The organism is Rahnella perminowiae (genome assembly GCF_019049695.1).
Lineage (GTDB): Bacteria > Pseudomonadota > Gammaproteobacteria > Enterobacterales > Enterobacteriaceae > Rahnella > Rahnella perminowiae.
This window is the reverse complement of record NZ_JAFMOT010000182.1, coordinates 113,059-139,088: the sequence shown is the minus strand read 5'-3', so window position 1 is coordinate 139,088 and position 26,030 is coordinate 113,059. Positions and strand designations below refer to the sequence as shown.

The following is a 26,030-nucleotide window of genomic DNA, read 5'->3' as shown; positions in this document are numbered from 1 at the left end:
ATCAGACCGCGTCGCCCTGGCGCGGCCGCACCGCTTTGCCCAGCAGTTTACGCTGCGCGGCCTCAAGCGCCAGCTGAGCAGCACCTTCCGCCGTCGCCAGATGACCAAACTGCGAGGCGGCGACGGTGGTATAGGGGGATATGGCGGCAACTGTCCGCCGCGCCGCCGCGACAATCAGCCGGTTCGAGCCGACGCTGCCGCCGAGAATGATCATGGCCGGATCCAGTATCGCCACCAAACCTAACGCCAGAAAACCGATCTGCTCGCCGTAGTGTTGCGCCGCCTGCTGGGCGACAGGTTCGCCGCGCGCCGCGCGCTCCAGCAGCGCCTCAAGCGAGCGTACCGCCGGAGCGCCCGGCGGCCGTTGTGCGTTGAAGCTATCCAGAAATCCGCGCTGCGCCAGATGCTGCTCAAGCAGTAACTCGCCCGGTTTCTCCCGCTCGCTCCAGGGAAACGGCAGGTCGGCGATTTCACCGGCGCAGCCACGCGCACCGTGAATCAGCGCGCCCCCGGCTATAATGCCGCAGCCGATGCGTTCGCCTATCTGCAGGAAGGCGACATCCTGCAGCCCCCGGCCGATGCCGTGGTTAACTTCGGCCACCACCGCACAGTTGACGTTATTCTCCACCAACGGATGCACGCCGTCGGGTAGCGGCAGCCGTGCCAGAATGGCATCCGGCGAGAGTCCGGCCTGCGACGGACCGTCGCGTCCGGAAAGCGGCACATCCGGGCGCACCGGTTTGGGCAAAGCGACCGTCACCGCCAGCAGCGGACCAAAGGCGGACAGTTCCTGACGCAGTGCGGCGATGGCGTCGGCTGCCGCAATGATAAGCTGCGCGGACGCGCCATTGGTGAACTGACGCAGCGCCAGCTGCCGGCCATCCAGACTACGGGCGATAAACAGCGCCTGACTGTTGCCGATATCCGCACCCAGCACCCACCCTGCCTGACGCGCCAGCTGATACACACTGGCACCGCGCCCTCTGGCACCGGCCGTGGCAACGATCGAGCTGTGACGTTGTAGCTCTTGCAGACCGGTGGACACCGTGCTTTTGGCCATGCCGAGCCTTGCCGTCAGCTCGGACTGAGTCGCACCGCCCTGCGCGATGAGTTCGATCGCCAGCAATTGCGCCGTAACGCTGAGCGCCGGAGACGGCCCCGTCCCCTCCCCGTCCGGCAGAGTCGTCTCTCCGGAGCGCTGGCGTAAAAACGCCGTCACCTCCGCCACAGCCGCCTGCTGATTCAGCGCATGAGCACGCTGCGCCAGACCAGACAGCAGCTCACGGCGTTCCGCCTCCTGCCGGCGCCACCAGCTATAGAGCAGCCCGCTGTCGCGGCCGGCCACCGGCTGGCTGAAAAACCACAACAAACTACGCGTGGGCGAACTGAGCCATAGCGAACCGTGCAGCGGCGTGTCGTCAGGCTGGCGCGCCGCGCCGCTCTGAGGACGCAGCGTTATCCCCGGCAGGACAACCGGCCGCCGCCGCGAATGACAGAGTTCGATGACGCCGCCCGCGGCCGGATCGGCACGCATTGCACTCGCCCCGCACACCACAGCCTCCGGAAAGAAATAGTCGACGATTTGCCACAGATAACGTCTGACGATGATGTCGGCAGGGGTGTCAATGTCACCGCTGTAGATGCCACGTGCCAGACGTTGCAGCCGCCGCCGCTTCAGCGCCCGGCTAATCACTGCCGCGTCGTGATCGCGGGCCAGCACCAGCACCGGCCATGATGAATGGGTCATTCTCTCTCCTTTACGCGGTTAACCGCACGGTGTGCACCGGGGGACGGAGTCGCCCGAAACGGGCGGCGCGCCATCATAGGGAATACTTATTTACCTTGCCGCTCCGCCGCTGCTTTGGACTATTTCGGTCAATGTTATGGCAATAAGGTCAAGTTTTATGCGCGAGATGATGCCTCCCGGTCAAGTTATCACGCAGAAAATTGTCAGCACCGGCTGAAACGTCACGAGAAAAATGCAACGAAAAACCATCAGTTTACTGATTTTTATCGGTTTATTACGTCATTTCCCGCGCTGCACAAACTGTGCGAAGTTGTTTGTGACATAAAAGTTTCATCCTTAACACTACAGGGAAATGATGACATGACCGGCACAGAAATTTTAATCCCTTTCGCCCAGGGCGTCGCCCGGCAGGCCGCCGCGCTGGAGTCGACCTGCGAACGCGCACAGGCGTGGCTGGACACGCTGGATATCACCGCACTGCGCGGCGGCACGCTGCTGTTCGCCGGTATCGGCGCATCTTATGCGGTGCTCGCCGCGCCGGTACATGAACTGCGAGCGGCCGGTTTGCGGGCGCTACGCAGCAATGGTGACGATATGCCCGATGGCACGCCGCCGCTGGCAGACTGGTATCTGGGCGTCTCTCAGAGCGGACGCAGCCCGGAAGTTGTGAGAGTGCTGGAACAGCAGCGCCCCGGGCGGCGGCTGGCACTGGTTAATCAGGCAGACTCGCCGCTGGCGGCGGTCAGCGCCGACACGCTCTGGCTCGGCACGCTGATCGATTCCGGCATGTCCTCCGTGGCGCTGCTGGCCACCAGTGTCTGCCTGGGCCTGCTGACGGATGCGCTGATCGGACGCGACTGCAACGCAGGCTGGCGTCAGTTACCCGCGCAACTGGACGCAGTGAGGCATACCGCCCGCGCGGCCGTAGATCGGTTCGCACAGCAGGCCGGTCACACCGGCTGTATCGATTTCGTTGGTGGCGGCACCAGCCTCAGCGCCGCTGAACAGGGCGCCCTGTTGCTGCGCGAAGGGCCGAAAATGGCAGCGATGGGCATGGGGACGCGCCACTATCTGCACGGCATGACCGATGCCGTGGGTCACGGCACCGCACACGTGCTGATCGGCGGCGAGCGGGAAATCTTGCTGGCGAAGCAGCTTGTACCCTTCGGCGTACCGATATTGCTTGTGACAGATCAGGCCGTGTCGCTGCCCGGCACAGAGACCGTGCAACTGCCGGTCCTGCCGCCGCTGCAGCGCCTGGCGCTGGAAATACTGGTCATGGATCTGCTGGCGATCTCGCTGGGCCGGGTTGTGGATCGCGATATTGATGCCGGCGTTGTCGCACGGCTGGATACCAAAATCAGCGGGGTGGTGTCATGACACAAAGCTGGCTGGGAATGGATGTGGGCGGCAGCAAAATTCATATCCGCATCGAAGACAGCGCCGGGCAGGCGCGGATGGACGCGCAGTGGCCGACCGGACGCTGGGGCGGCGAAAGCTATGCCTTCAAGGCCGCGCGCATGGCTGAGCTGATTGCCCTCGCCGCCGGACAGGCCGGACTCGCCGCCCCGCCCCGGGCGATAGGCATCGGCGCACACGGCTGCGATACGCCCGACGAATGCACACGCATGACGGCACTGATGGCGGGTCACTTTCCCGACAGCGCGTGTCAGGTGGTCAACGACGCGGCACTGGTCGCGCTGTGCGCCAGCCAGCCACACGCGGCCGGGCTGATTGCCGGTACGGGTTCGGTGGCGGCGGCGCTGGGGCCGGAAGACCACTGGCTGCTGGCTGGCGGCTGGGGCTGGCTGGTGGGCGACGAAGGCGGTGCCAGCGGTCTGGTGCGTGAAGGGATCCGCGCGGTGCTAACGGACTGGGATCGGGGACGCAGCGACGATCCGCTCGCCATCGCGCTGACACGCGCCTTCGGGGCAGACCACCTGCTGGATCTGCCGTCGCAACTGCTGCGTCAGCCTGTCAGCGTCTGGAGTCGCCACGCGTCCGTTATTTTCGAATGCCTGCAGGCCGGTTCGCCCCTGGCAGCGGGCGTGGTCGATGCTGCGGCCGAATCGCTGGCGGAACTTATCGCCCGGCTGTGCCGGCGCGGTGCCCGAATCGACTGCGTAGTGGCGGCTGGCGGCGTAATCCGCCATCAGCCACCGCTGTTCGACCGGCTGGCCGCACGTCTGCGCAAACACGATCCCCGGCTGTCGCTGCTGTTGTTAGCATGTCCGCCGGTCATGGGCGGGGTTGCGCTGGCGCGCCGCCTGGTCGCCCCTTCATTAGTCCGTTCCGTTTCACGAGGTGCATGATGTCTGAATATGAAAACGCCGCCGCCCCGGCGACCCGTAAAGCCTGGCGCTTTCCCAACACTTACACTGTTCTGCTGGCCATCACCGCCGTCGTCTGGCTGCTGACGTTCATCATTCCGTCCGGACAATACCATATGGCTGACGGTCGCCCGGTGGCGGGCAGTTTTCAGGTCACCGCCAGTCCGCTGACCACCGTGCAGCGGATCAAAGAACTGTTTCTGGCACCGGTAAACGGGCTTTACGGCGTGGAGAATGCCGCTGGCCATGTCGGTCCCTACGAGAGCGGTAACCTGTTCGGCGCCATCGGCGTATTTTTCTACGTGCTGTCGCTGGGCGCCTTTATCGTCACAACGACCAAAACCGGCGCGATCGACGCATGTCTCGGACACGTGGCACAACGCTTCAGACAGCGCGGCGGGCTGCTTATCGTCATGGTGATGCTGCTTATCGCCATCGGCGGCTCCACTTACGGCATGGGCGAAGAGACACTGGGCTTCTATGCGCTGCTGGTGCCGCTGCTGCTGGGCCTGGGCTTCGATCGCATGACAGCGGTGGGCGTGATTCTGGTGGGATCGGTGGTGGGCAACATGAACTCCACGGTCAATCCGTTCATGACCGGCGCCGCCTCGGCGGGCGCTGGCGTGCCGATGGGCAGCGGCATCGGTCTGCGCTTCGCGATGTTTATCGTGCTGACGGCCGTCGCCATTCTGTATGTGGTGCGCTATGCCCGCCGCGTGCAGCGCAACGCCGCACATTCGGTAGTAGGCTTTTCCGCAGAAGACCGGGAGCTGGCGCAGGCCAGATTACAGTTGCCACCGCCGATGAACCGCCGCCAGAAAGGCGTGATGCTGACTTTCGCCGTCACGTTCGTCTTCATGATTTTCGCCATCATTCCCTGGGCGCAGGTGATCGCCGGACCGAACGCCACCTCATGGTCCTGGCAGCTGGACTGGTACTTCCCCGAGCTGACCGCGCTGTTTTTTGTTATGTCGATAGTGACCGGCCTGTTGGGCGGCCTGCGCGGCAACGGGCTCTACAACGCGATGCTGGCGGGCATCTCCGACTTTATGGGAGCCGCGCTGGTTATCGTGCTGGCGCGTGGCATCACGGTAATTATGCACAACGCGCAGATCACCGACACGGTACTGCACTCTATGGAAAGTCTGGCGAACGGCGCGCCTTCCGGCACCTTCACCGTCATGATGTATCTGCTGATCATGCCGCTGTCGTTCCTGGTGCCCAGTTCATCCGGGCTGGCGACACTGGCGATGCCGGTGCTGGCACCCATGGCAGATTTTACCGACGTCGGCCGCGAAATGGTGGTGACGGCATTTCAGTGCGCGGTCGGTACAATAGCGATGATTTCGCCCACCTCAGCCATCGTGATGAGCGGACTGGCGCTGGCCAAAGTCAGCTATACGCGCTATCTGCTGTGGGTGCTGCCACTGCTCGGCCTGCTGGTCGTGCTCAACTGCCTGTTTCTGGTGCTCGGCGCGGCGCTGAAATAAGCGTTAACCTCTCCCCGCTTCGGCGGGGGTTTTCTGTTACTATCCCTTGCTCTGTCAGGTGAACCGCCAGATTCGCCACCCGGTTTAAAATTCGCTATTATCCGCTTCCACTCCTCATCCGGGTAACCCGATGTCTGCGATTATCGATACTTTTATTGCCCCGCCTTGTTATGACCCCATCGAAACGCTCTATCAGGATGAACATCTGGTGCTTATCAATAAACCTGCCGGACTTCTCAGCCTGTCGGGGAAAAATCCGCAAAACCTTGATTCCGTACATCACCGGCTGGTCAAGATATTTCCCGGCTGTACGCTGGTCCACCGTCTGGATTTCGGGACTTCCGGTCTGATGGTGATTGCGCGTAATAAAGCTATCAATGCCGCACTCTGTCAGCAATTCAGCCAGCGCACAGTGACCAAACAGTACAGCGCCCTGCTCTGCGGACATCTCGAACATAACGACGGGGTGGCAGACGCACCGATTGCCAAAGACCCGGCGCTGTTTCCGCTGATGTCGATTTGCGCCATCCATGGCAAGCCCGCCCGCTCCGGCTACCGGGTCGTTGAGCGCTTTTATCATGAGCAGGAAAATGGCGCGTTACTGCCACTGACCCGGGTACAACTGACCCCGGAAACCGGACGCACTCATCAGCTTCGCATTCACTGTCAGCAATTGGGCCACCCTATTTTGGGCTGTGACCTGTATGGCGGACGCCTGCTGCCGGGCACTGAACAGGCTCCGCGACTGATGTTGCACGCCAGTGAACTGCATTTTGTTCATCCCGTCAGCGGAGAACGGATCGAAGCCCGCAATGCCAGCCCGTTCTGAAAACGAAACGCTCTGTCACGCCCCGCCCGTCCGATTGTCTGCGTGACTTTGCCCTTTTGTTTTGAAAAGCGTTTTTAACCGGGAGGTTGACGCTGTAGTCTCAGTAGCGGTTTTTCTTTTGTTGCATGTAAGCCAGGTGAATACTTTTACCAATTTTAATAACGAATACCGATTTTAATAACGAAAATTTTAGAATACTGACGAACAGACAGGACAATTATGGACTCCATGCTCACTGCCTCCCGCCCCGATGAGGAGATACCTTCATATCACCGTGCCCGCCGTGCTGCCTGGGGCAGCTTCGTTGGCGCGGTCGTAGACTGGTTCGATTTTTTGCTCTACGGCATTACCGCAGCATTAGTGTTTAACAGTGAATTTTTTCCGCAAATCGACCCGGCAATGGGTACGCTCGCCGCCTTTGCCACCTTCGGTGTCGGCTTTCTCTTTCGTCCGCTCGGCGGCATTGTTTTCGGTCATTTCGGCGATCGTCTGGGCCGCAAACGCATGCTGATGATGACTGTCTGGATCATGGGCATTGCCACAGCCTGTATCGGCATTCTTCCCGCTTTCTCCACGATCGGTTGGTGGGCTCCGGCTCTGCTGGTCATCCTGCGCGCCATTCAGGGATTTGCCGTGGGCGGTGAATGGGGTGGCGCGACACTGCTGGCGGTTGAAAGTGCGCCTTCCGGCAAAAAAGCGTTCTACAGCAGCGGGATCCAGATGGGATATGGTGTCGGCCTGCTGCTCGCTACCGGTCTGGTGTCGCTGATAAGCAGCCTGACCACCGACGCGCAGTTCCTGAGCTGGGGCTGGCGTTTGCCGTTTCTGTTCAGCGTTGTGCTGGTGATCGGCGCGCTGTGGGTGCGTAAGGGCATGGAAGAGTCCGCCGAGTTCGAACGTGCTCAGGTCGGGCAACCCAAAGCGGCCAAAAAGCGACTGCCGGTATTTGAAGCGCTGTTTCGCCATCCCGGGGCTTTTTTGAAAATCATCCTTCTGCGCCTGTGCGAACTGCTGACGATGTATATAGTCACTGCGTTCGCCCTTAACTACTCGACGCATAATCTGGGGCTGTCGCGTGAGCTGTTTCTGAATATCGGGCTGCTGGTCGGCGGTATCAGTTGCCTGACAATTCCCCTGTTCGCCTGGCTGGCGGATCGTTATGGTCGCCGCCGCATCTACATCACCGGCGCTGTAGTCGGCGCGCTGAGCGCTTTCCCGTTCTTTATGGCACTCGAAGCACGTTCAATTGCCGGCGTGGTGATTTTCTCGCTGTTGCTGGCAAATATCGCTCACGATATGGTGGTCTGCGTGCAGCAACCCATGTTTACGGAAATGTTCGGTGCGGGTTATCGCTACAGCGGTGCAGGCGTAGGTTATCAGGTTGCCAGCGTAGTGGGCGGTGGGTTTACGCCGTTTATTGCGGCCGCATTGCTGAATTTCTCCGGCGGTGAATGGCATTCCGTCGCCATTTATCTGATGGCGGGCTGTTTGCTTTCCGCCCTTACGGCGATTTTTATGAAGACACCCGTGCACCGCTGAAACACAGGCCATTTAAAAAAGCCCGCTTAAAAATATAAGCGGGCTTTTTAGCATTTGAAGCAGATTTACACCACCCGCAATTCCTCGTAAGACACCATTACATGTTCCGCAAATGCCGGACGCTGGGTGAGTTTTTCGTAATACTGCTCGATAGCCGGGAAGGACGGTCGTGCAATGGCAATATCGAAGTAGCGGTACAAATTGTGGCCAAACTGAATATCGGCCAGGGTGAATTCACTTCCGGCAAGGTAACCATGCCGGGCAATCTGCGCTTCGGCAATCGCCAGCTTCTTATTAAGATTCTGCAATGATTTTTCTAATGCCTGATGATCCTGATCTTTAGCCGCCGTTCTTACTACCATCCAGAATACCGGCACAGTGAAGTTCATCGCGACACCGATTTTTGCCCACTCCGTCCATTTATCTGTTTCGGCACGCCGTTCAGGGTCCTGCGGCCAGAATTCATCAGTGCCGTATTTCCCGGCCAGATAACGCAGGATGGCACCGGTTTCCCACAGCAGCTGGCCTTCACCCTCGCGGATCACAGGAACCGTACCGTTGGGGTTCATCGCCAGAAATTCCGGGGTGTCATTACCACCGTATTTATGGCCGATATCGGTCCTTTCATACGCAAGCCCTAATTCTCCGATACACCACATCAGCGCCTGCACATTTGACGATGTTTTTCTGCCCCATACCCGGATCATTCACTTCCCCCTGTTCGTTCATAAAAGCACCATCTGGCTCCCGTACCCTAATAAAACATTGGCGGCACCGTGCAGACAAGCCATATTTAGAATGAATGATGATAAATGAAGCACAAAGGAAAAGCGTATGGATAACAAGTCCCTCACTCCTTCACAGGCGATTGAGAAGCTCGAAGAAATGTACAACGATTCTGTCGCCGCACTGCGGAATGCGATTAAAGATTTCATCGTTGAGGGTGCGCTGCCTGATATCACGGCGCGTGCTGCCGGGTTGTTTGTTTATCCGGAACTGCGTGTCAGCTGGGATGGCGTGACGCCAGCCAAAAACCCGACCCGCGCTTATGGCCGTTTTTCGCATCCAGGCCGTTATGCCAATACCATCACGCACCCTGAGCTGTTCCGTCACTATCTGCTGGAACAGCTTTCCCTGCTGGGCGAGGAATATGACGCGGTTATCGAAGTGGTGCCGTCACAACAGGAAATTCCTTATTCATATGTGATTGACGGCTCTGATCTGATGCTTGACCGATCGATGAGTGCCGGGCTGGCGAAACATTTCCCGACCACCGAACTGTCGCAGATTGGCGATGAAACCGCTGACGGCCTGCATTATCCCGGCGACACCTTTCCGCTGTCCCATTTCAATGCGCTGCGCGCCGATTTTTCGCTGGCACGCCTGCGTCATTACACCGGCACGCTTATCGAACACTTTCAGCCGTACGTGTTGTTCACCAACTACACCCGGTATGTCGATGAGTTTGTCAGCTGGGCGTGTGCGCAGATTGCTGATCCGCAAAGTCCTTATGAAGCACTGGCCTGCGCAGGCAGCGTATTTATTACAGCCGAAACGCAAAACCCTGAACAGGCAGTTTCCGATCTGGCCTGGAAAAAACACCAGATGCCCGCCTATCATCTGATTGCCCGCGACGGTGCGGGAATTACGCTGGTCAATATCGGCGTCGGTCCGGCCAATGCCAAAACCATTTGCGATCATCTGGCGGTTCTGCGCCCGCATGTCTGGCTGATGATTGGTCACTGCGGCGGATTACGGGAAACACAGTCGATCGGTGATTATGTTCTGGCTCACGCTTATTTGCGTGACGACCATGTGCTGGATGCTGTACTGCCGCCGGATATCCCGATCCCAAGCATTGCTGAAGTGCAACGTGCCTTGTATGACGCAACCAAAATGATGAGCGGCATGCCGGGTGAGCAAGTCAAGCAACGCCTGCGTACCGGCACGGTCGTGACCACCGACGACCGTAACTGGGAATTGCGTTATGCCGCGTCAGCGCTGCGCTTTAATCTCAGTCGTGCCGTTGCCGTCGATATGGAAAGCGCCACCATCGCCGCACAGGGATACCGCTTCCGGGTGCCTTACGGCACGTTGTTGTGCGTTTCTGATAAACCGCTGCACGGAGAAATCAAACTGCCCGGCCAGGCAAACAAATTCTACGAAGGTGCCATTTCAGAACATCTGCAAATTGGTATCTGCGCCATTGACCTGTTGCGCGCCGAGGGCGATCACCTGCATTCACGTAAACTGCGGACATTTAACGAACCCCCTTTCCGCTGATCACCACGCTGACTTCCCCTAAACAGTTCGTGTTGCCGGCAGCAAATTTGATAATCCCGATGAGCTTACCTTCAGTAAGTGATTCGGGTCATTAAACGCAGCCGACGCATCTGCGGCACGAAATATGACGGGGAATTAAGGATTTCCTAAAAAAAGACTTTGCATAATGCAGAGTCTTTTACCATCATAATTTAAAACGCTGTTCTACTTTCTGTCACACTGGAACTCTCTTGCAAAACGTCATCGTCTCTTTGCGCAAAGCCATCGAGCGCACGCCCTGGTATCCGAAACGGCGTTCTTACCGTACGTTGTTCTGGCGTGAAATCACGCCCCTCGCTGTTCCTATTTTCTTCGAAAATGCCTGCGTTCTGCTAATGGGCGTACTGAGTACGTTTCTGGTCAGTTGGCTGGGCAAGGAAGCGATGGCCGGAGTGGGCCTGGCCGACAGTTTCAACATGGTGGTGATTTCATTCTTCGCCGCCGTCGATCTGGGTACGACCGTCGTGGTTGCGTTCAGCCTGGGTAAACTCGACCATGAGCGCGCCCGTGCGGCAGCCCGTCAGTCACTGGCGATCATGACCGTTTTTGCCGTCCTGCTGGCGATACTTCTGCAATTTTCCGGGCATGTGATTATTGACATGATCGCCGGTAATGCCGAGCCGGAGGTAAAAGAACTGGCGCTGTCTTACCTGCAAATGAGCAGCTGGAGCTATCCGGCTGCGGCTATCGCACTGATCGGTTCCGGTGCCTTGCGCGGTGCGGGTAATACCAAAATCCCGATGCTACTTAACGGCGGGATGAACATCCTTAATCTGGTGATCAGCAGCGTACTGATCTATGGCTGTTTCGGCTGGCACGGTTTGGGCTTTATCGGTGCCGGCCTGGGGCTGACCATTGCCCGCTATATCGGTGCGATTGCGGTTATTTTTGTGCTGATGGTCGGTTTTAATCCTTCACTGAAAATCTCCCTGAAAAGCTATTTACTGCCGCTCAATACCAACATTTTGCGTGAAGTGCTGGGGATCGGTATTCCGGCCAGTATCGAATCGGTGCTGTTTAACGGCGGTAAATTACTGACGCAGGTTTTTGTCGCAGGCATGGGCACCAATGTGATTGCCGGTAACTTTATTGCGTTTTCAATTGCCGCACTGATCAACCTGCCGGGGAATGCGCTGGGGTCAGCCTCAACCATTATCGTCGGGACACGTCTGGGCAAAGGACAGATTGCCCAATCCGAGCGTCAGCTGCGCCATATTTTCTGGCTTTCTACCTTTGGGCTGTGTGTGCTGGCCTTACTTTCGGTGCCATTTGCCGGTTTGCTGGCGCGGTTTTACACCAATGAGCAAGACGTTATCGACGTGGTAAAAATCCTGATCTGGCTGAATGCTGCTTTTATGCCTTTCTGGGCGGCCTCGTGGGTGCTGCCTGCTGGCCTGAAGGGGGCGCGTGATGCCCGCTTTACGATGTATGTTTCTATGCTCGGGATGTGGGGCTGTCGTATTGTGGTGGGCTATTTCCTCGGTATCGTACTAGGTTTCGGCGTAGTCGGCATCTGGTTGGGGATGTTCCTCGACTGGATCGTGCGCGGCCTGTTTTTTTACTGGCGTATGGCCAGCGGCCGCTGGTTGTGGAAATACCCGAAGGCCAAAAGGACAGAATGACTCGCCGGGATTATGCCCGCCGGTACATCCGGCGGGGATGGCCGATTTTCCCGTACAGCATTTCGACCTTTAAATCCCCTTTTTGCACACAGTGTTCGAGATAGCGGCGGGCGGTGGTTTTACTCAACCTCGTTTCGCTGACCACCTCATCGACTGAGTAACAGCGTCCGGCATTCTGCATAAAGATGCCTTCCACCAGGTTCAGCGTATTTTCCTCGATACCTTTATTGCCCGCTCTCGGCGTAAAATCCTTCGCCTGTAGCTGATAAAGACTGTCTACGTTTTGCTGATCCACCACTTTCCATGTCCGCTGGGTCTGGCTGAACTGGATAAAGCGATCCAGCGATTGTTGCAGCCGGTTCCACGAAACCGGTTTGAGGATATAATCAAACGCACCACAGCGGATAGCCTGACTGCAGGTAGTCATATCGCTGGCGGCAGTGATAAAAATTACCGAACAGTGCGTTTTCTTCAGCAGGTCATCCTCTATCAATGAAATTCCCTGTCCGTCAGGCAAATAGTTATCCAGCAACAGCAATTGCGGATGCTTTTCCTCGATAAGCACTTTTGCTTCATGCAGCGTGGTGGCCCTGCCTACCAGCCGCAACCAGCGATGATTATCAATCAGCTCGGCATACAGTTGTGCCAGCTGGCTTTCATCTTCAACAATCATTACGTCAATCATTTCAGCTTGCATCATTTGCTCTCTTCCAGTGCTTCTGGACGGGGATTTACCGGCATAAAGCCACTTTGTTCTTCAGGGCGGTGGTGTGGAATAAAAACCGAAAAAACAGCGCCAGTTGGCGGATTGTCAGACACTTCAATAGTGCCACCAGCATGGCTGACATAGCTGGCAACCAGATGCAGGCCCAGACCGTGATCGCCTTGTGTTTTGGATGTCACCCCCAGCGAAAAAATCTGCCCGCGCCGCTCCGGCGCTATCCCGATGCCATGGTCAGCGACTTCAATCACCAGATCATCTGTGCCGGAAACGACATACACGTCTACCGGCCCGGCTTCATTGCCGCGCAGTAATGTGGCTTCGATGGCGTTATCCAGCAGATTGCCAATGATCGACATCAGTTCGGTTTCACTGAGCGCGGCAGGCAGATGCGTTAACTCACAGGCGGGATCAAATTTTAGCTCAACGCCTTTTTCCCGTGCACGGGCATATTTTCCGAGTAACAGACCGCATAATTTTGGTGAGCAGAATCGCGCCGAAACGAAATCCAGCAATTCCTGCGCGCTTTCAGACTGAGCTTCGATATAGCGGATCGCCTCGTCGTAACGTCCCATATGCAGGAGCCCGGCGAGTGTTGCCGTCCAGTTGAGCTGTTCGTGGCGTATCACCCGCAGGTTATCGGCATAACGCTGCACCTGGCTTAGCTGGATGCTGAGCCGGTCGATATCGCTGCAATCCCGAAAAGTGATCACCCACCCCTGGAGCTGGTCTTCCAGCATGATCCGTACCCGGCTGGCGATCACTGTCAGGTTGTTGAACAGGCAGATTTCATCGTGAATATCTTTTTCCAGCATAACCTGCGGATCAAAGAAACTGACCGGCGCAATCACCTGCCCGAGCGGCTGACCTCGCAGTTCACGGGACGGCACGTCAAGACTGAGCAATTTTTTGGCCGCCTGGTTGATGACCGCGACCCGCAACTGCGCATCAATAGCGATCACACCTTCGTAAATCGATTCCATCAGCGCCTTTTGCTGACGCACCAGCAAACCGATTTCACGGGGCTCCAGCGAAAACATCTGCCGTTTAATCGAACGTGAAAAAAACCATGAGAAGGTAAACAACGCCAGCAGCAAAGTGGCGGCGGCCAGCAAAATACGGATGACTTTTTCGATAGTCAGGTTATTGATGTGGCTGGTGAGATACCCCACAGAAACGATACCGACCACGTTGCCTTGCCCGTTGATGATCGGTGCCTTACTGCGCAACGATAAGCCGATACCTCCCAGCCGGATGGTGGTGGTGCTTCTGCCCGCCAGCACATCCCCGTTGTCTCCCCCGACCAGCATTTTCCCCACACGGTCAGCATAAATCGAATGAAACAGATGTATTGCTTTACCATCGCCTATCACCATGTAACTGGCATCACTACGTGCAGAAATACTCATCATTAAATGGTTAATAGCCGGAACATCCTTATTTTCAACGGCGGTAATTAATGAAGGAATAAGTGCAATTTCCTCTGCCTGAACTTTTGCACGAATACCCATATCTTCATATAACTGACGTTCTATATCATAATAGTAATAAATGCCCGCTATCGAAAAAAGTGTCATAAATAGCATGACAAGATAAATGAATAGCTTTATCTGAAAAGAAGGCCGAAACCGCATCGGGAAACCTATAACCAGACAGTGATATTAATAGAAAGTACAAAGATATTATCACGCCCCGGTATTTGCGTCAGCGTGAAGGATTAAAGTTGCGAGGCATGCCGCATAACATCATCAGGCGCGTCAGGGCCTAGGCGACTAACCCCATAATTCACAACAGCTATTTCACCATAAATTAACAGTAATATTATAATTGCAAATAACACCATAAAAACCACGAAAAATAATAGCGACCTGAGTTTTTAAATTAATTAAAACCATAAAAACCTTTCACTCCTTTAAAACACCTTTTCTAATTTGCGGCACCTCACATATTACCGGTCAGCATTACTCTTATACTCCCTGCACAAATTGACACAGGGGATTCATAATGAGTACAACTGACGACACCTATTCTGTTACTGCGGGATCTTCCTGCGTTAAACAGCTCTCATTAAAAGAAAAATGGTGGCACATTCTCGATACCTGGAAAATCGGCATTATTCCGTTACCGCTGTTCGCCATGGCGGGGCTACTTATCGCAATAGATTGTCTTGACGGCAAACTGCCGAGCGACATCGTGGTGATGGTCGCCACGTTAGCGTTCTTTGGGTTTGCCTGTGGCGAGTTCGGCAAGCGTCTGCCTTTTATCGGCAAGATGGGCGCTGCGGCGATTTGCGCCACGTTCATTCCTTCCGCGCTGGTCTATTACGGCCTGCTGCCGGATGTCGTGGTGGAGTCCACCACCAAGTTCTACAAAAGCACCAATATTCTGTATCTCTACATCTGCTGCATTATCGTGGGCAGCATCATGAGCATGGATCGCAAAGTGCTGATCCAGGGGTTCATGCGTATTTTCTTCCCAATGTTGTGCGGCGAAGTGGTTGGCATGCTGGTCGGGATGGGGGTCGGTCTGGCGCTGGGCATGGAACCTTTTCAGATTTTCTTCTTCCTGATCTTACCGATCATGGCCGGTGGCGTGGGTGAAGGTGCCATCCCGCTGTCCATTGGTTACGCAACCTTATTACACATGGACCAGGGTGTGGCGCTGGGTCGCATCCTGCCTATCGTGATGCTGGGCAGCCTGACGGCTATCGTTATCTCCGGTTCTCTCAATCAGCTAGGTAAACGCTATCCACACCTCACCGGCGAAGGTCAGCTGATGCCGTCTGCTAAAAATGCCACAACGGAAAGCAACACGCCGACAGTGGCTGGCGGTAAAACCGATGTCACGACCATTGCCTCAGGTGCATTACTGGCCGTTCTGCTTTATATGGTGGGCATGCTGTTACACAAGCTGATTGGTCTTCCTGCACCGGTCGGGATGCTGTTTGCGGCTGTTGGCCTGAAACTGGCGCACGGCGTTTCTCCCCGCCTGCTCGAAGGTTCTCAGGTGGTGTACAAATTCTTCCAGACTTCCGTCACTTACCCGATTTTGTTCGCCGTCGGTGTCGCCATCACACCGTGGAATGAACTGGTTGCCGCATTCACGATTTCTAATCTGCTGGTCATTGTCAGCACTGTTGCAGCGCTGGTCACCACCGGCTTTTTCGTCGGCAAGAAAATTGGCATGCACCCGATTGATGTCGCCATCGTTTCCTGCTGCCAGAGTGGCCAGGGCGGTACCGGTGATGTCGCCATTCTGACTGCCGGTAACCGCATGCAACTGATGCCATTTGCCCAAATAGCCACACGTATTGGCGGGGCCATTAATGTCTCGGTTGCCCTGCTGGTGCTCGGCAACTTCCTCGTCTGATGCCGCGCTAACTCTTTTTTAATTCAGGATATTTTTATGAAACTGGCAAGTTATCTTTATCAGGGGCGCAAGTCCTACGGCATCGCAACCGGGCACGGCATGATCGACCTTGGTCGCCATCTCGGTCAGCGTTATCCGGACCTCAAAGCTCTGCTGGCAGGCAATGCACTGGCACAGGCTCAGGAGCTGGCGACCCTGCCCGCAGATGTGGATATCGACGATCTGACTTTTCTGCCGGTCATCCAGAATCCGGAAAAAATTCTCTGTGTTGGTATGAACTACGCCGAAAAACGCAAAGAATTTGACCAGCATAATCCGGCACCGACATTGTTCGTCCGCTTTGCTGATTCACAAACCGGCCACGCTTCTCCCGTCATCAAACCGAGCCGTTCTGTCGAATTTGATTACGAAGGTGAACTGGCAGTGATTATCGGTTCTGCCGGGGAAAATATTTCCCGCGAAAACGCCCTGGCGCACGTCGCCGGCTACAGCTGCTATATGGACGGTTCCGCCCGCGACTGGCAGCACACCTGGTTTACCGCCGGTAAAAACTGGCCGCAGACCGGTGCGTTCGGGCCGTGGATGACCACGGCCGATGAGATCCCAGACCCGCACACACTGGCAATCCGCACCTGGCTGAACGGTCACATGGTGCAGGACGACAACACCCGCAGCATGATCCACAACGTTGCCGAACTGATTGAGTACATCAGCACCTTTACCTCACTGAGTGCCGGTGACGTGATCATTACCGGTTCGCCAGGTGGGGTAGGTAAAAAGCGCGTACCGCCGCTGTTTATGAAACCCGGCGATCGCATCGAAGTAGAAATTGAAAAGATTGGTCATCTCAGCAATGTGATTGTTGCGGCAGAAACCAAGGTTGCCGCCGGCCGTCAGGTGAGCCATGCCCGGGCGGCTCACTAACCTCTTAAAACCAACTGACCTGGCCGGGCATTCAGCCCGGCGTTTTAAACATTGCGTCGACTTACATCAGACATCAGGAATGCATTATGTTCAGCCGTGACGAACCCGACTTTTATGTCATCTCTGTCAGCCAGCCACCGAAAGGCATGCTGGAGGATATCCGCGCCTTGTTGCAACAAAGCCAGTTAGGTATGGATGACGACATAGAGCAGTTCGTGGTGGCCTGCTCGGGCCGCCGGCTGGTCGGATGCGCAGGTCTGGTCAGCAACATTATCAAATGCGTTGCCGTGGCTGCCGACTGGCGCGGCGAAAACCTCAGCGCCAGATTGCTGGGTGAAGTGGAAAATCTGGCGGTATCTGGCGGAAAATTCCATTTATTTCTGTACACCCGGCCGTCAAATCGGGAGCGCTTTCGTGGCTGCGGGTTTTACCCGCTGGTCCAGTGGGATGACGTCGCCGTGCTGATGGAAAACACACCCGTGGGCATCAGTCAGTACTGCTGCGGTTTACAGCGCCATTATCATCATGGCCAGCGCATCGGTGCGGTGGTGATGAACGCCAACCCGTTCACTCTCGGGCATCGCTTTCTCACCGAACAGGCGGCAGCAACCTGCGACTGGCTGCATGTCTTTGTGGTAAGCGAAGACGTGTCGTATTTCCCGTTTCAGGAACGTCTTGAAATGGTCCGTATGGGGGTCGCGGACCTGCCCAACGTGACGGTGCATGTCGGTTCTGAATACCTAATCTCCCGCGCAACCTTTCCCGGCTATTTCCTCAAGGATGCGGGGCTGGTGAATCAGGCGTGGAGCGTGATGGATTTGCTGATTTTCCGTCAGTACATCGCCCCGGCATTAGGGATTACGCATCGTTTTGTGGGCAGCGAACCTTTCTGTCCGGTGACTCATCAGTACAACTGCGACATGCATGACTGGCTGGAAGCACCTGCCCGCCTGGCGTCGCAACCGCTGAAGGTGACTGAGTTGCCCCGCAAACGTCATGCCAGCGGCAGGGCAATTTCGGCATCTGAAGTGCGTGCGCTGCTCCGGACGCATCAGTTACCGCGTATCCGCGACATTGTTCCGCCCAGTACTTACGCCCACCTTGAGCAACATTATTCCGCCACTGCGCCCGCGGATCCGGTGCATGGCGATGTTCTTATTATTTCACCCTCACTTTGTTAACAGCAGGAAAAACCCATGAAAATTGTGAAGGAGGCGCTGGCAGGAACGGTTGAATCCAGCGATTTACTGGTAAAAATCGCCCCGGCCAGTGAGCTGAATGTGGTGATCAGCAGTGAAGTCGCCAAACAGTTTGGCGATCAGATCCGCCGTGTCGTGAATGACACCCTGAATACACTCGGTGTTATCGCGGGTCTGGTGATTATTGAAGACAAAGGTGCACTGGATTGCGTCATTCGTGCCCGGGTACAAAGTGCAGTACTGCGTGCGGCACAGGCTGAAGAGATTAACTGGGAGATGTTACGATGAAAAAACTCCGCCGCAGCATGCTGTTCCTGCCGGGGGCCAGTGCCGCCATGTTATCCACGGCATTCATTTATCGCCCTGACTCCATCATGTTTGATCTCGAAGATGCCGTTTCACTGCGTGAGAAAGACACGGCACGCATTTTAGTTTTCCATGCGCTTTCACACCCGATGTATCGCGATATCGAAACCGTAGTGCGTATCAACCCGCTCAGTACACCGTTTGGCCTTAAAGATTTGGAGGCCGTGGTACGGGCGGGTGCGGATGTGGTGCGCTTACCCAAAACCGATACGCCGGACGATATTTTTGAGCTGGAAGCGCATATCGAACGCATCGAGAAGGCCTGCGGGCGCGAAGTCGGTTCCACCAAAGTGATGGCCGCCATCGAATCAGCTATTGGTGTAATCAATGCCGTGGCGATCGCCCGCTGTTCGCCGCGTCTGATCGGCATTGCGCTGGCGGCTTTCGATTATGTGATGGATATGCAAACCGAGCGCGGCGACGGCACCGAACTGTTTTATGCCCGCTGCGCCGTGCTGCACGCGGCACGTGCCGCCGGAATTGACGCCTTCGACGTGGTGTATTCCGACATTAATGATGAGGCCGGTTTCCTGCGTGAAGTGGAGCTGATCCGCAAAATGGGCTTTAACGGCAAATCCCTGATCAATCCGCGACAGATTGAGCTGTTACACAACGCTTACGCGCCGACGCAGGAAGATGTGGACTATGCGCACCGGGTGATTGCCGCCGCAGAAGAAGGCGAGCGCAACGGGCTGGGCGTGATTTCGCTCAACGGCAAGATGATCGATGGCCCGATCATCAACCATGCGCAGGTGGTACTTGAACGCGCCAGCGCATCCGGTATCCGTCGCTAGCCTTTAATTTTGTACAGGAATATCAAGCTAATGAGTCATTTAACTGAAACTTTGCACAGTCTTTATCCGCAGCTCAGACATCTGGTTGCCTTTGACGGTGCGCACCGTAATACGCCATATCTTTCCGATCCTGATGCCCGTCTGCATCGTAAATTATGCGATTCACTGGAACAGGCGATTGCGCGCAGCGGCCTGAAAGATGGCATGACCATTTCCTTCCACCATGCTTTCCGTGAAGGTGATCAGGTTATTAATAATGTCGTCGCCACGCTGGCAAAACTCGGCTTTAAAAACCTCACGCTGGCATCCAGTTCACTGATGACCTGTAATGATGCGCTGATCGAACATATCCGCCACGGTGTCATCACCCAAATCTATACTTCGGGGATGCGTGGCAAACTGGCCGATGCCATTTCTCACGGGCTGATGGACCAACCGGTACAAATCCACTCGCACGGTGGTCGGGTTAAATTATTGCAGGACGGCGAACTGAACATTGATGTCGCATTCCTTGGCGTGCCGTGCAGCGATGAATTCGGCAATGCCAATGGTACACAGGGTAAATCCTGCTGTGGTTCGCTGGGCTACGCCATGGTGGATGCGCAATTCGCCAGAACCGTGGTGCTGCTGGCCGAAGAACTGGTGCCCTTCCCTAATATGCCCGCCAGCCTGGTACAGGATCAGGTGGATTACATCGTTAAAGTCGATCAGGTCGGTGATCCGGCGAAAATCAGCGTCGGCGCTGCCCGTGTCACCAGTAATCCGCGTGAACTGATGATCGCCCGTACGGCGGCTGAAGTCATTGAATACTCGGGTTATTTCAAACCGGGATTTTCGATGCAAACCGGTTCCGGCGCGGCGGCCACGGCCTGCACCCGTTTCATGGAAGAGAAAATGGAACGCCACCAGATCACCGCCCGTTTTGCCCTCGGAGGCATCACCGGCAGTCTGGTGGATTTGCATGAAAAAGGTCTGATTCAAACGCTGCTGGATACGCAATGTTTCGACGGTCAGACGGCGGCGTCACTTAGCCGTAACCCGCAGCACATCGAGATATCCACCAACGTTTATGCTAATCCGGGTGCAAAGGCCGCGAGCTGCGACCAGCTGGATATCGTCATTCTGAGCGCGCTGGAAATCGATACCGGTTTTAACGTTAATGTCATCACCGGTTCCGACGGTGTCATGCGTGGCGCGTCCGGCGGTCATTGCGATGTTGCCAGTGCGGCCAATCTGACCATTGTCGTCGCGCCTTTATTGCGCAGCCGAATTCCGACGGTGGTGCGCCGCGTCACCACCCGTGTAACGCCGGGGGAAAGCATCGATGTGCTGGTGACTGATCATGGCATCGCTGTCAACCCGGCACGTCCGGAAATCCGGCAGCGACTGGAGGAGGCGGGTCTGAAAATCATGGACATCGAGGCGTTGTATCAGCGGGCGATTTCCCTGACCGGCGAACCGAAACCGATTGAATTCACTGACCGCATCGTGGGTGTTATCCGCTATCGCGACGGCAGTGTCATTGACGTGGTTCATCAGGTAAAAGAGGACGCATAAATGACCATCATGACGCCTGCTGATGCAGGCGTCAGCCTTGAGGATTTGCTGGCAGCAAAGGAACTGCGGGCCAAACGGCAAACCCACTGGCTGACTCAATTCTCGCAACCGCTGATTTCACTCACGCTGGTAACGCCGGGGCCGGTGAAAGACTCTGTCGTGTATCGTCAGGTTATGCGTGAGGCATTGCAACGTGCCGAAGTCATGTTGCTGCAACATGGCTGGCCGGTACTGAAACAACAGGTCTTCTGGCTGCCCACCGGTGCGGAAGCGTTCTGGTGCGTGAAACATCCTGCGCCGGAAGTGAAAGCGGCTACGGTTGAACTGGAACAATCACATATCCTCGGGCGTTTATGGGATTTCGATGTGATCTGCCCGCAGGCGGGCATTGTGGGCCGCCGTTCGCTCGACAATGCCAGCCGCCGCTGTCTGATTTGCGATGGCCCCGCCCATGCCTGTGCCCGTTCGCGCCAGCACCCGCTACCGGAAGTTATCGCCAAAGTGGAGGCACTGATTGATGGCTGGCACCGTATGCTCTGAACATCCTGTCTCTACTGACATTGCCGCACTGGCAGCCGAAGCGTTGCGCCGTGAAGTCTGGCTGACCCCCAAACCGGGGCTGGTGGACAGTGCTAACAACGGCTCGCACAGCGACATGGATTTGCCCCTGTTTCTGCGTAGCATTGATGCCATCACGCCCTGGCTCCATCAGTTTTTTACTCTTGGTCAGCAGGATTTTCTGCAACCCTCACAGGGGATGCTGATGCGCATCCGTCCGACCGGACTGGCCTGTGAGCAGGCGATGTTCGGCGCAACACAGGGGATTAACACCCACAAAGGCGGCATCTTCTCGCTCGGGTTATTGTGCACCGCCGCAGGCAGACTGATCGGACAATGCCGGTTGCTGACCCGCAACCGCTTATGTGCTGAAGTGGCCGCCATGACGCAAGGGTTGGTTGAGCGCGAATTACAACACTGCCGCCAGCCGGTGTCCGCGGGTGAACGGCTGTTTGTGGCACACGGGATGACCGGTGCCCGGGGCGAGGTACAGAGCGGATTCCTCACTTTGCGTCGCCACGTTTTTCCATACTGGTATCAGGAAAGCCATTCTGAACGCCGCAGCCTTAATGCTTTGCTGCGCCTGATGGCCTATAACCCCGACACCAATCTGGTGGCACGCGGCGGCCTCAGCGGATTACATTTCGTACAGGATTATGCCCGCCGGTTACTGAACACAGGCTGGCAGACGGAGGATTTACAGCAGATGGACAACGCCCTGATAGCCCGTCATCTCAGCCCCGGAGGCAGTGCGGATTTGCTGGCAATTGCCATCGTGCTGATGGCTTTCCCACAATGAGCCCGGTGCCTGAAATAACCCGCATGCTGGTTCCCGGATTGCGTGACAGCGAAGCCGGGCACTGGCAAAGCCGCTGGCATGAACAATATCCCCACTGGCTGCGCATAAAGCAGCGCAACTGGGCGCAGGTTGATCTTGAAGGCTGGATTACTGCCATTGACCGTGAGCAGAAAAAGACCCCTTCCCCGCTGCTGCTGATCGGCCACAGTTTTGGTGCGCTCGCAAGCCTGGTGTGGGCGAACCGTCATCCGCAACTCACGGCAGGTGTGATGCTGGTCGCTCCTGCCGAGCCCATGCGGTTCGGGCTCAATGATGACATTCTTCCTGTACCGCTGGCCGTACCGGGGCTGCTGGTCGCCAGCCATACCGATCCGTTGCTGACCTTTACCCGGGCAGAGTTTTGGGCGCAGACGTGGCGCTGCGAACTGGCAGATATCGGGGAGGCCGGACATATCAATGTGGAATCAGGGTTCGGCGACTGGCCGTGGGGGCTGACGAAACTGGAGGTATTTGCCGCGCAACTGGCGGCAAACTTATCGGACTAAATGCGCGACAGGGTGTTCAGTAGTGCATTACTCAACAATGCGGGATTGTGTTTGCGGCGCAGGCCTGGATTTCTGACAGCACAGGAAAATCATGACCAGCAGCGGGATCCAGCCCAGTACAATACCCAACGTGATTTTCATCCACACATAGGTTTCCGGCGAGGCGTACTGCATCAGGATGGTATTCAGCAGGCGCGAAACAATACCTGCCAGATAAACACCGCCAAACCACCAGCCGGAGCGGTTGATGTCGTGCATACGCCGGATCCCGACCGCGAGAAGCGGTAATGCCGTCGCCAGGGCAAACAAAGTATAAGCAACCCCGGCGTAAAAAATGCTGTAAGGATTCCCCGCCAGCGCGAACAGGAATGAAACGCCCATGGTCAGCAAAATAATAATCAGCAAATTACCCAGCGCAAATGTCCAGAACTCCTTGCGGGTCGCGCAGCCACGGAAATCTACATACTTTTTCCAGCCCTGCAAATAACACTGCCATAACGTCATTTCATCACATCCTTTTGCCTGTTCATCTGATATTTCAATGGGTTTTTTAATAGGTAAAGAATTAAAGCGTTTTCTTACTGCCCCCGCAACTGCTGCGCCAGAATATTGAGCTGATCGGCTATCAGGTTGAGATCTTTCTCCTGCTGCCCCGGCGCACGGGTGGAATTACGCACCACCAGCTTCGCAGGCAGAATTTTCGATGACATCGTCTCAGGGTTTTCGGCCAGCAAATGTTCAACCGCCTCTTTGCTCTGCAAATCGAGATCCAGTGAGACGGTGGTCAGTGCCGGATGAAAGAAAGCGCTGTCGTAGGTGTCATCGTATCCGATGATCGACACGTGCTGCGGGATGGCCACATTGTGCTGATGAAGCGCACTGATGACGCCAAGCGCCATCTGGTCATTTCCCACCAGCATGGCGGTGAATTGCGGAGTTTCGCGCAAAATCTGCAACGCGCTGTAATAACCGCTTTTCGCACTCCAGTCGCCGTGAATAACCGTCACCGGCTGGATGCCCTTCTCTGCCAGCGTTTCCTGCCAGCTTTCCAGACGTAAACGGGAAGAGACAGAATCCTCCGGTCCCGCCAGCAAGGCAAATTCGCGGTGCCCTAAATCATGCAGATATTCCACGCTGGCGCGTGAACCGTCAGCCGGATTAAAGCAGACATTAAACACCGGGCTGGTGGGATCGACGTCAAGAAAAAGACACAGGATGTCGCGGTTATTTTCATAAATCCGTCCCGCCTCGGCGCTTTCCAGCGGAATGTTGATGATGACACGCTCAACACGTTGTGATTTCAGTTCATTAATCGAGTCCTGAATGCTCTGGTTGACGTCTCCGTCAATCATTGAAATCAGTACCTGATACCCGGCCTGATGCGCATATTTCTTCACTGACGCGGCAATTTGCGAAGGCGCGTGTAGCGCCAGTGACGTCGTGACAAGTCCGATGGTAAAACTCTGCTTCCCCACCAGTTGCTGTGCCAGCCGGTTCGGCACATAGCGCAAAACTTCAATGGCCTGTTCAACTTTCAGACGCGTGGCATCTGAGACATTGGCCGATTTGTTTAACACCCGCGAAACCGTCTGATACGAAACACCGGCATAGCGGGCAACATCCTCTAATGTCGAACTTTTTGATTTCATTCTTTCCCCAGACCGCAACCCGTGATTTTGCTCAATCCTATGATAATCGAGCCAACGTACGGGATCTCATTTAAAAGTTCAATCCGGGTGACCGGTAATGCATAAGTTATACGTTAACATTGAATATATTCGTGATTTATATCACTCACGATTTATCAATAATCCATAACTTGTAGACATATATCACATTTCACAATATGTAAAATTGATCATTATTGTTTCTGGGTATCTTATAGATTCCGTAAATGTGAACGTCATACAATCATAAGGAAAAAAAATGAAACACAACTTACGCACTCTGGCTGTGGCGGTTTCCCTCGCCATCACAGCGGGCCCTGCCGTGGCAAATGATATTGATTTTCATGGATATCTGCGTTCGGGCGTGGGGGTTTCTGGCGGTGGCAGTCTGGAACAATTCCAGAAAAACAAAGTCGGGCGTCTGGGCAACGAAGATGACACCTACGGCGAAATTGAACTGGGCAGCGAAGTTTACAAGAAAGATGACGTGAGTTTTTACGTCGACTCCATGGTCAGTATGGTGTCTGACGGCTCTAATGATGATGAAAACACCTTAAATGACGATGCACAGTTCGGCCTGCGCCAGTTGAATCTGCAAATCAAAGGGCTGGTCCCCTGGGATAAAGATGCCGTGATCTGGGGCGGTAAACGTTATTACCAGCGTCACGATTTACACATCATCGATACCAAATACTGGAACATTTCCGGTGCCGGTGCCGGTATTGAAAATCTTAAAATGGGCGAAGGCGCGCTTTCTCTGGCGTGGATCCGTGGCGATGCCAATGACGTAGATTACCGCGTGGACGGTAATAATGATGTGAACATCAACTACATCGACGTACGTTATGCCGGAATTAAACCCTGGAGCGGTGCGTGGATGGAAATCGGTGCCGACTACGCCATGCCAAATCTGTCGCATGACCAGAAAGAGTACGGCGGCCTGTATGATGCGGATAACGGCGTGATGCTGACCGGTGAAATCAGCCAGGACATGTGGGGCGGCTATAACAAACTGGTATTGCAGTACGCGAATAAAGGTCTGGCGCAGAACATGATTTCACAGGGCGGCGGCTGGTACGATATGTGGAACTATACCAATGATGCCACCGGTTATCGCGGCATCATCACCGGTCTTATCCCGATCACCAGTAAGTTCAGCCTTAACCATGTGCTGACCTACGGCCACGCAGAAAACATCACTGATTACACCGATACGACTGAACTGGTTTCTCTGGTGGGACGTGCGCAATATCAGTGGACTGATTATGTACGCACCATCGGTGAAGTCGGTACGTTCTACCAGAAAGATGATTACAAGACCGGGGCGAGTTACAAACAAGGCGGTCAAAAATATACGCTGGCGATGGGGCTGGCAGCCGGGCCGGAGTTTATGTCACGTCCTGAACTGCGTGTGTTCGCGTCTTATCTGAATGATTCGGAGCATGGCGATACGTTTGATGATCATACCAAAGCGGATACGTGGAACTTTGGTGTTCAGGTCGAAGCCTGGTGGTGATTTTTTTCTTCCTTGAAGCTGCAACTGCGTTAGCTACGTTTGCTCACCCGAATCACTGACATAAGTCAGCTCATCGGGACTCGCTCACTTGCTGTCTTGCTGCAACTCCAATGGATTTGAAAAAACAGGTGTTAAT

Annotated in this window: 23 protein-coding genes; 17 read left to right on the top strand and 6 right to left on the bottom strand. The window is 55.6% G+C overall.

The annotated features are described in order from the left end of the window. Window position 1 precedes the first annotated feature (1 nt). Window positions 2-1,747, bottom strand: coding sequence for an ROK family transcriptional regulator (locus J1781_RS17205; RefSeq protein WP_217233925.1), 1,746 nt, complete (start codon window positions 1,745-1,747; stop codon window positions 2-4). 114 nt (window positions 1,748-1,861) lie between these two features. Here J1781_RS17205 and J1781_RS17200 point away from each other — a divergent pair, with 114 nt between their 5' ends. The 5 genes from J1781_RS17200 to shiA all read left to right on the top strand — a co-directional run bounded on the left by J1781_RS17200 (window position 1,862) and on the right by shiA (window position 7,935). Then, window positions 1,862-3,127: an SIS domain-containing protein gene (locus J1781_RS17200; RefSeq protein ID WP_217233924.1), complete on the top strand. Its 1,266-nt coding sequence runs from the start codon at window positions 1,862-1,864 to the stop codon at window positions 3,125-3,127. Beyond that, window positions 3,124-4,059, top strand: a complete 936-nt coding sequence (locus J1781_RS17195) for an N-acetylglucosamine kinase (RefSeq protein ID WP_217139126.1) — start codon at window positions 3,124-3,126, stop codon at window positions 4,057-4,059. Before J1781_RS17200 ends, J1781_RS17195 begins: the two co-directional genes overlap by 4 nt. Then, a complete protein-coding gene (locus J1781_RS17190) occupies window positions 4,056-5,567 on the top strand; it encodes a YfcC family protein (protein WP_238483564.1) in 1,512 nt (503 codons plus the stop codon). The genes J1781_RS17195 and J1781_RS17190 overlap by 4 nt, the downstream gene beginning before the upstream one ends. A 130-nt stretch (window positions 5,568-5,697) precedes the next feature. After that, a complete protein-coding gene (locus tag J1781_RS17185) occupies window positions 5,698-6,396 on the top strand; it encodes an RluA family pseudouridine synthase (RefSeq protein ID WP_129952584.1) in 699 nt (232 codons plus the stop codon). A gap of 219 nt (window positions 6,397-6,615) precedes the next feature. Continuing rightward, a complete protein-coding gene (gene shiA / locus J1781_RS17180; RefSeq protein WP_129991163.1) occupies window positions 6,616-7,935 on the top strand; it encodes a shikimate transporter in 1,320 nt (439 codons plus the stop codon). Window positions 7,936-8,000: 65 nt separating this feature from the next. Here the strand turns inward: shiA and J1781_RS17175 are convergent, their stop codons facing one another. Then, a complete protein-coding gene (locus tag J1781_RS17175; protein WP_217233923.1) occupies window positions 8,001-8,642 on the bottom strand; it encodes a glutathione S-transferase family protein in 642 nt (213 codons plus the stop codon). A gap of 127 nt (window positions 8,643-8,769) precedes the next feature. On the opposite strand from J1781_RS17175, the gene J1781_RS17170 reads away from it, so the two are divergent. Together J1781_RS17170 and J1781_RS17165 are read left to right on the top strand one after the other, a co-directional pair. Then, a complete protein-coding gene (locus J1781_RS17170) occupies window positions 8,770-10,218 on the top strand; it encodes an AMP nucleosidase (RefSeq protein ID WP_129952581.1) in 1,449 nt (482 codons plus the stop codon). Window positions 10,219-10,448: 230 nt separating this feature from the next. Then, complete coding sequence (locus J1781_RS17165; protein WP_129952580.1) at window positions 10,449-11,879, top strand: EmmdR/YeeO family multidrug/toxin efflux MATE transporter; 1,431 nt, start codon at window positions 10,449-10,451, stop codon at window positions 11,877-11,879. A gap of 10 nt (window positions 11,880-11,889) precedes the next feature. Here J1781_RS17165 and J1781_RS17160 read toward each other — a convergent pair whose 3' ends face one another. Further along, window positions 11,890-12,576, bottom strand: coding sequence for a response regulator (locus J1781_RS17160; RefSeq protein ID WP_165383722.1), 687 nt, complete (start codon window positions 12,574-12,576; stop codon window positions 11,890-11,892). Then, a complete protein-coding gene (locus tag J1781_RS17155; RefSeq protein ID WP_408004162.1) occupies window positions 12,576-14,177 on the bottom strand; it encodes an ATP-binding protein in 1,602 nt (533 codons plus the stop codon). The genes J1781_RS17160 and J1781_RS17155 overlap by 1 nt, the downstream gene beginning before the upstream one ends. 427 nt (window positions 14,178-14,604) lie before the next feature. On the opposite strand from J1781_RS17155, the gene J1781_RS17150 reads away from it, so the two are divergent. From J1781_RS17150 to J1781_RS17110, 9 genes are all read left to right on the top strand, one after another. Beyond that, on the top strand, window positions 14,605-15,969 hold the full coding sequence (locus J1781_RS17150; RefSeq protein WP_129991164.1) for a 2-hydroxycarboxylate transporter family protein: 1,365 nt from the start codon (window positions 14,605-14,607) through the stop codon (window positions 15,967-15,969). A 36-nt stretch (window positions 15,970-16,005) separates the two neighbouring features. Further along, window positions 16,006-16,893 carry a fumarylacetoacetate hydrolase family protein gene (locus tag J1781_RS17145; protein WP_217233921.1) on the top strand — a complete coding sequence of 296 codons (888 nt, stop codon included), beginning with the start codon at window positions 16,006-16,008 and terminating at the stop codon, window positions 16,891-16,893. Window positions 16,894-16,979: 86 nt separating this feature from the next. Beyond that, a complete protein-coding gene (gene citC, locus J1781_RS17140) occupies window positions 16,980-18,074 on the top strand; it encodes a [citrate (pro-3S)-lyase] ligase (protein ID WP_129991165.1) in 1,095 nt (364 codons plus the stop codon). 15 nt (window positions 18,075-18,089) lie between these two features. Next, window positions 18,090-18,380 (top strand): citrate lyase acyl carrier protein, encoded by a 291-nt coding sequence (citD, locus tag J1781_RS17135; protein WP_129991166.1) that lies wholly within the window; start codon window positions 18,090-18,092, stop codon window positions 18,378-18,380. Beyond that, window positions 18,377-19,252: a citrate (pro-3S)-lyase subunit beta gene (citE, locus tag J1781_RS17130; protein WP_129952573.1), complete on the top strand. Its 876-nt coding sequence runs from the start codon at window positions 18,377-18,379 to the stop codon at window positions 19,250-19,252. The genes citD and citE overlap by 4 nt, the downstream gene beginning before the upstream one ends. Before the next feature lie 30 nt (window positions 19,253-19,282). Then, window positions 19,283-20,809 carry a citrate lyase subunit alpha gene (gene citF, locus J1781_RS17125; protein WP_217233920.1) on the top strand — a complete coding sequence of 509 codons (1,527 nt, stop codon included), beginning with the start codon at window positions 19,283-19,285 and terminating at the stop codon, window positions 20,807-20,809. Further along, the gene (citX, locus tag J1781_RS17120; protein WP_129952571.1) at window positions 20,810-21,349 is read left to right on the top strand and encodes a citrate lyase holo-[acyl-carrier protein] synthase; all 540 of its coding nucleotides are present in this window, start codon (window positions 20,810-20,812) and stop codon (window positions 21,347-21,349) included. Further along, window positions 21,327-22,166 carry a triphosphoribosyl-dephospho-CoA synthase CitG gene (citG, locus tag J1781_RS17115; RefSeq protein ID WP_217233919.1) on the top strand — a complete coding sequence of 280 codons (840 nt, stop codon included), beginning with the start codon at window positions 21,327-21,329 and terminating at the stop codon, window positions 22,164-22,166. Before citX ends, citG begins: the two co-directional genes overlap by 23 nt. Next, the gene (locus tag J1781_RS17110; RefSeq protein WP_217159234.1) at window positions 22,163-22,711 is read left to right on the top strand and encodes an RBBP9/YdeN family alpha/beta hydrolase; all 549 of its coding nucleotides are present in this window, start codon (window positions 22,163-22,165) and stop codon (window positions 22,709-22,711) included. Before citG ends, J1781_RS17110 begins: the two co-directional genes overlap by 4 nt. A gap of 27 nt (window positions 22,712-22,738) precedes the next feature. On the opposite strand, the gene J1781_RS17105 is transcribed toward J1781_RS17110, so the two are convergent. Continuing rightward, window positions 22,739-23,215, bottom strand: a complete 477-nt coding sequence (locus tag J1781_RS17105; protein ID WP_129952568.1) for a DUF805 domain-containing protein — start codon at window positions 23,213-23,215, stop codon at window positions 22,739-22,741. Window positions 23,216-23,289: 74 nt separating this feature from the next. Next, on the bottom strand, window positions 23,290-24,360 hold the full coding sequence (locus J1781_RS17100) for a LacI family DNA-binding transcriptional regulator (RefSeq protein ID WP_129952567.1): 1,071 nt from the start codon (window positions 24,358-24,360) through the stop codon (window positions 23,290-23,292). A 277-nt stretch (window positions 24,361-24,637) separates the two neighbouring features. Between J1781_RS17100 and J1781_RS17095 the strand changes: the two genes are divergently transcribed. Next, window positions 24,638-25,894: a maltoporin gene (locus tag J1781_RS17095; RefSeq protein WP_129952566.1), complete on the top strand. Its 1,257-nt coding sequence runs from the start codon at window positions 24,638-24,640 to the stop codon at window positions 25,892-25,894. The last annotated feature ends 136 nt before the right edge of the window (window positions 25,895-26,030 follow it).

Coding starts and splice junctions, on each gene's coding strand:
- J1781_RS17190 (WP_238483564.1), top strand. CDS start 4,056: ATGATGTCTGAATATGAAAACGCCGCCGCCCCGGCGACCCGTAAAGCC.
- J1781_RS17095 (WP_129952566.1), top strand. CDS start 24,638: ATGAAACACAACTTACGCACTCTGGCTGTGGCGGTTTCCCTCGCCATC.
- J1781_RS17175 (WP_217233923.1), bottom strand. CDS start 8,642: ATGATCCGGGTATGGGGCAGAAAAACATCGTCAAATGTGCAGGCGCTG.
- J1781_RS17205 (WP_217233925.1), bottom strand. CDS start 1,747: ATGACCCATTCATCATGGCCGGTGCTGGTGCTGGCCCGCGATCACGAC.
- shiA (WP_129991163.1), top strand. CDS start 6,616: ATGGACTCCATGCTCACTGCCTCCCGCCCCGATGAGGAGATACCTTCA.
- J1781_RS17160 (WP_165383722.1), bottom strand. CDS start 12,576: ATGCAAGCTGAAATGATTGACGTAATGATTGTTGAAGATGAAAGCCAG.
- citF (WP_217233920.1), top strand. CDS start 19,283: ATGAGTCATTTAACTGAAACTTTGCACAGTCTTTATCCGCAGCTCAGA.
- citC (WP_129991165.1), top strand. CDS start 16,980: ATGTTCAGCCGTGACGAACCCGACTTTTATGTCATCTCTGTCAGCCAG.
- J1781_RS17105 (WP_129952568.1), bottom strand. CDS start 23,215: ATGACGTTATGGCAGTGTTATTTGCAGGGCTGGAAAAAGTATGTAGAT.
- J1781_RS17145 (WP_217233921.1), top strand. CDS start 16,006: ATGAAACTGGCAAGTTATCTTTATCAGGGGCGCAAGTCCTACGGCATC.
- J1781_RS17100 (WP_129952567.1), bottom strand. CDS start 24,360: ATGAAATCAAAAAGTTCGACATTAGAGGATGTTGCCCGCTATGCCGGT.
- citD (WP_129991166.1), top strand. CDS start 18,090: ATGAAAATTGTGAAGGAGGCGCTGGCAGGAACGGTTGAATCCAGCGAT.
- J1781_RS17170 (WP_129952581.1), top strand. CDS start 8,770: ATGGATAACAAGTCCCTCACTCCTTCACAGGCGATTGAGAAGCTCGAA.
- J1781_RS17150 (WP_129991164.1), top strand. CDS start 14,605: ATGAGTACAACTGACGACACCTATTCTGTTACTGCGGGATCTTCCTGC.
- citE (WP_129952573.1), top strand. CDS start 18,377: ATGAAAAAACTCCGCCGCAGCATGCTGTTCCTGCCGGGGGCCAGTGCC.
- J1781_RS17110 (WP_217159234.1), top strand. CDS start 22,163: ATGAGCCCGGTGCCTGAAATAACCCGCATGCTGGTTCCCGGATTGCGT.
- J1781_RS17185 (WP_129952584.1), top strand. CDS start 5,698: ATGTCTGCGATTATCGATACTTTTATTGCCCCGCCTTGTTATGACCCC.
- citG (WP_217233919.1), top strand. CDS start 21,327: ATGGCTGGCACCGTATGCTCTGAACATCCTGTCTCTACTGACATTGCC.
- citX (WP_129952571.1), top strand. CDS start 20,810: ATGACCATCATGACGCCTGCTGATGCAGGCGTCAGCCTTGAGGATTTG.
- J1781_RS17195 (WP_217139126.1), top strand. CDS start 3,124: ATGACACAAAGCTGGCTGGGAATGGATGTGGGCGGCAGCAAAATTCAT.
- J1781_RS17155 (WP_408004162.1), bottom strand. CDS start 14,177: ATGACACTTTTTTCGATAGCGGGCATTTATTACTATTATGATATAGAA.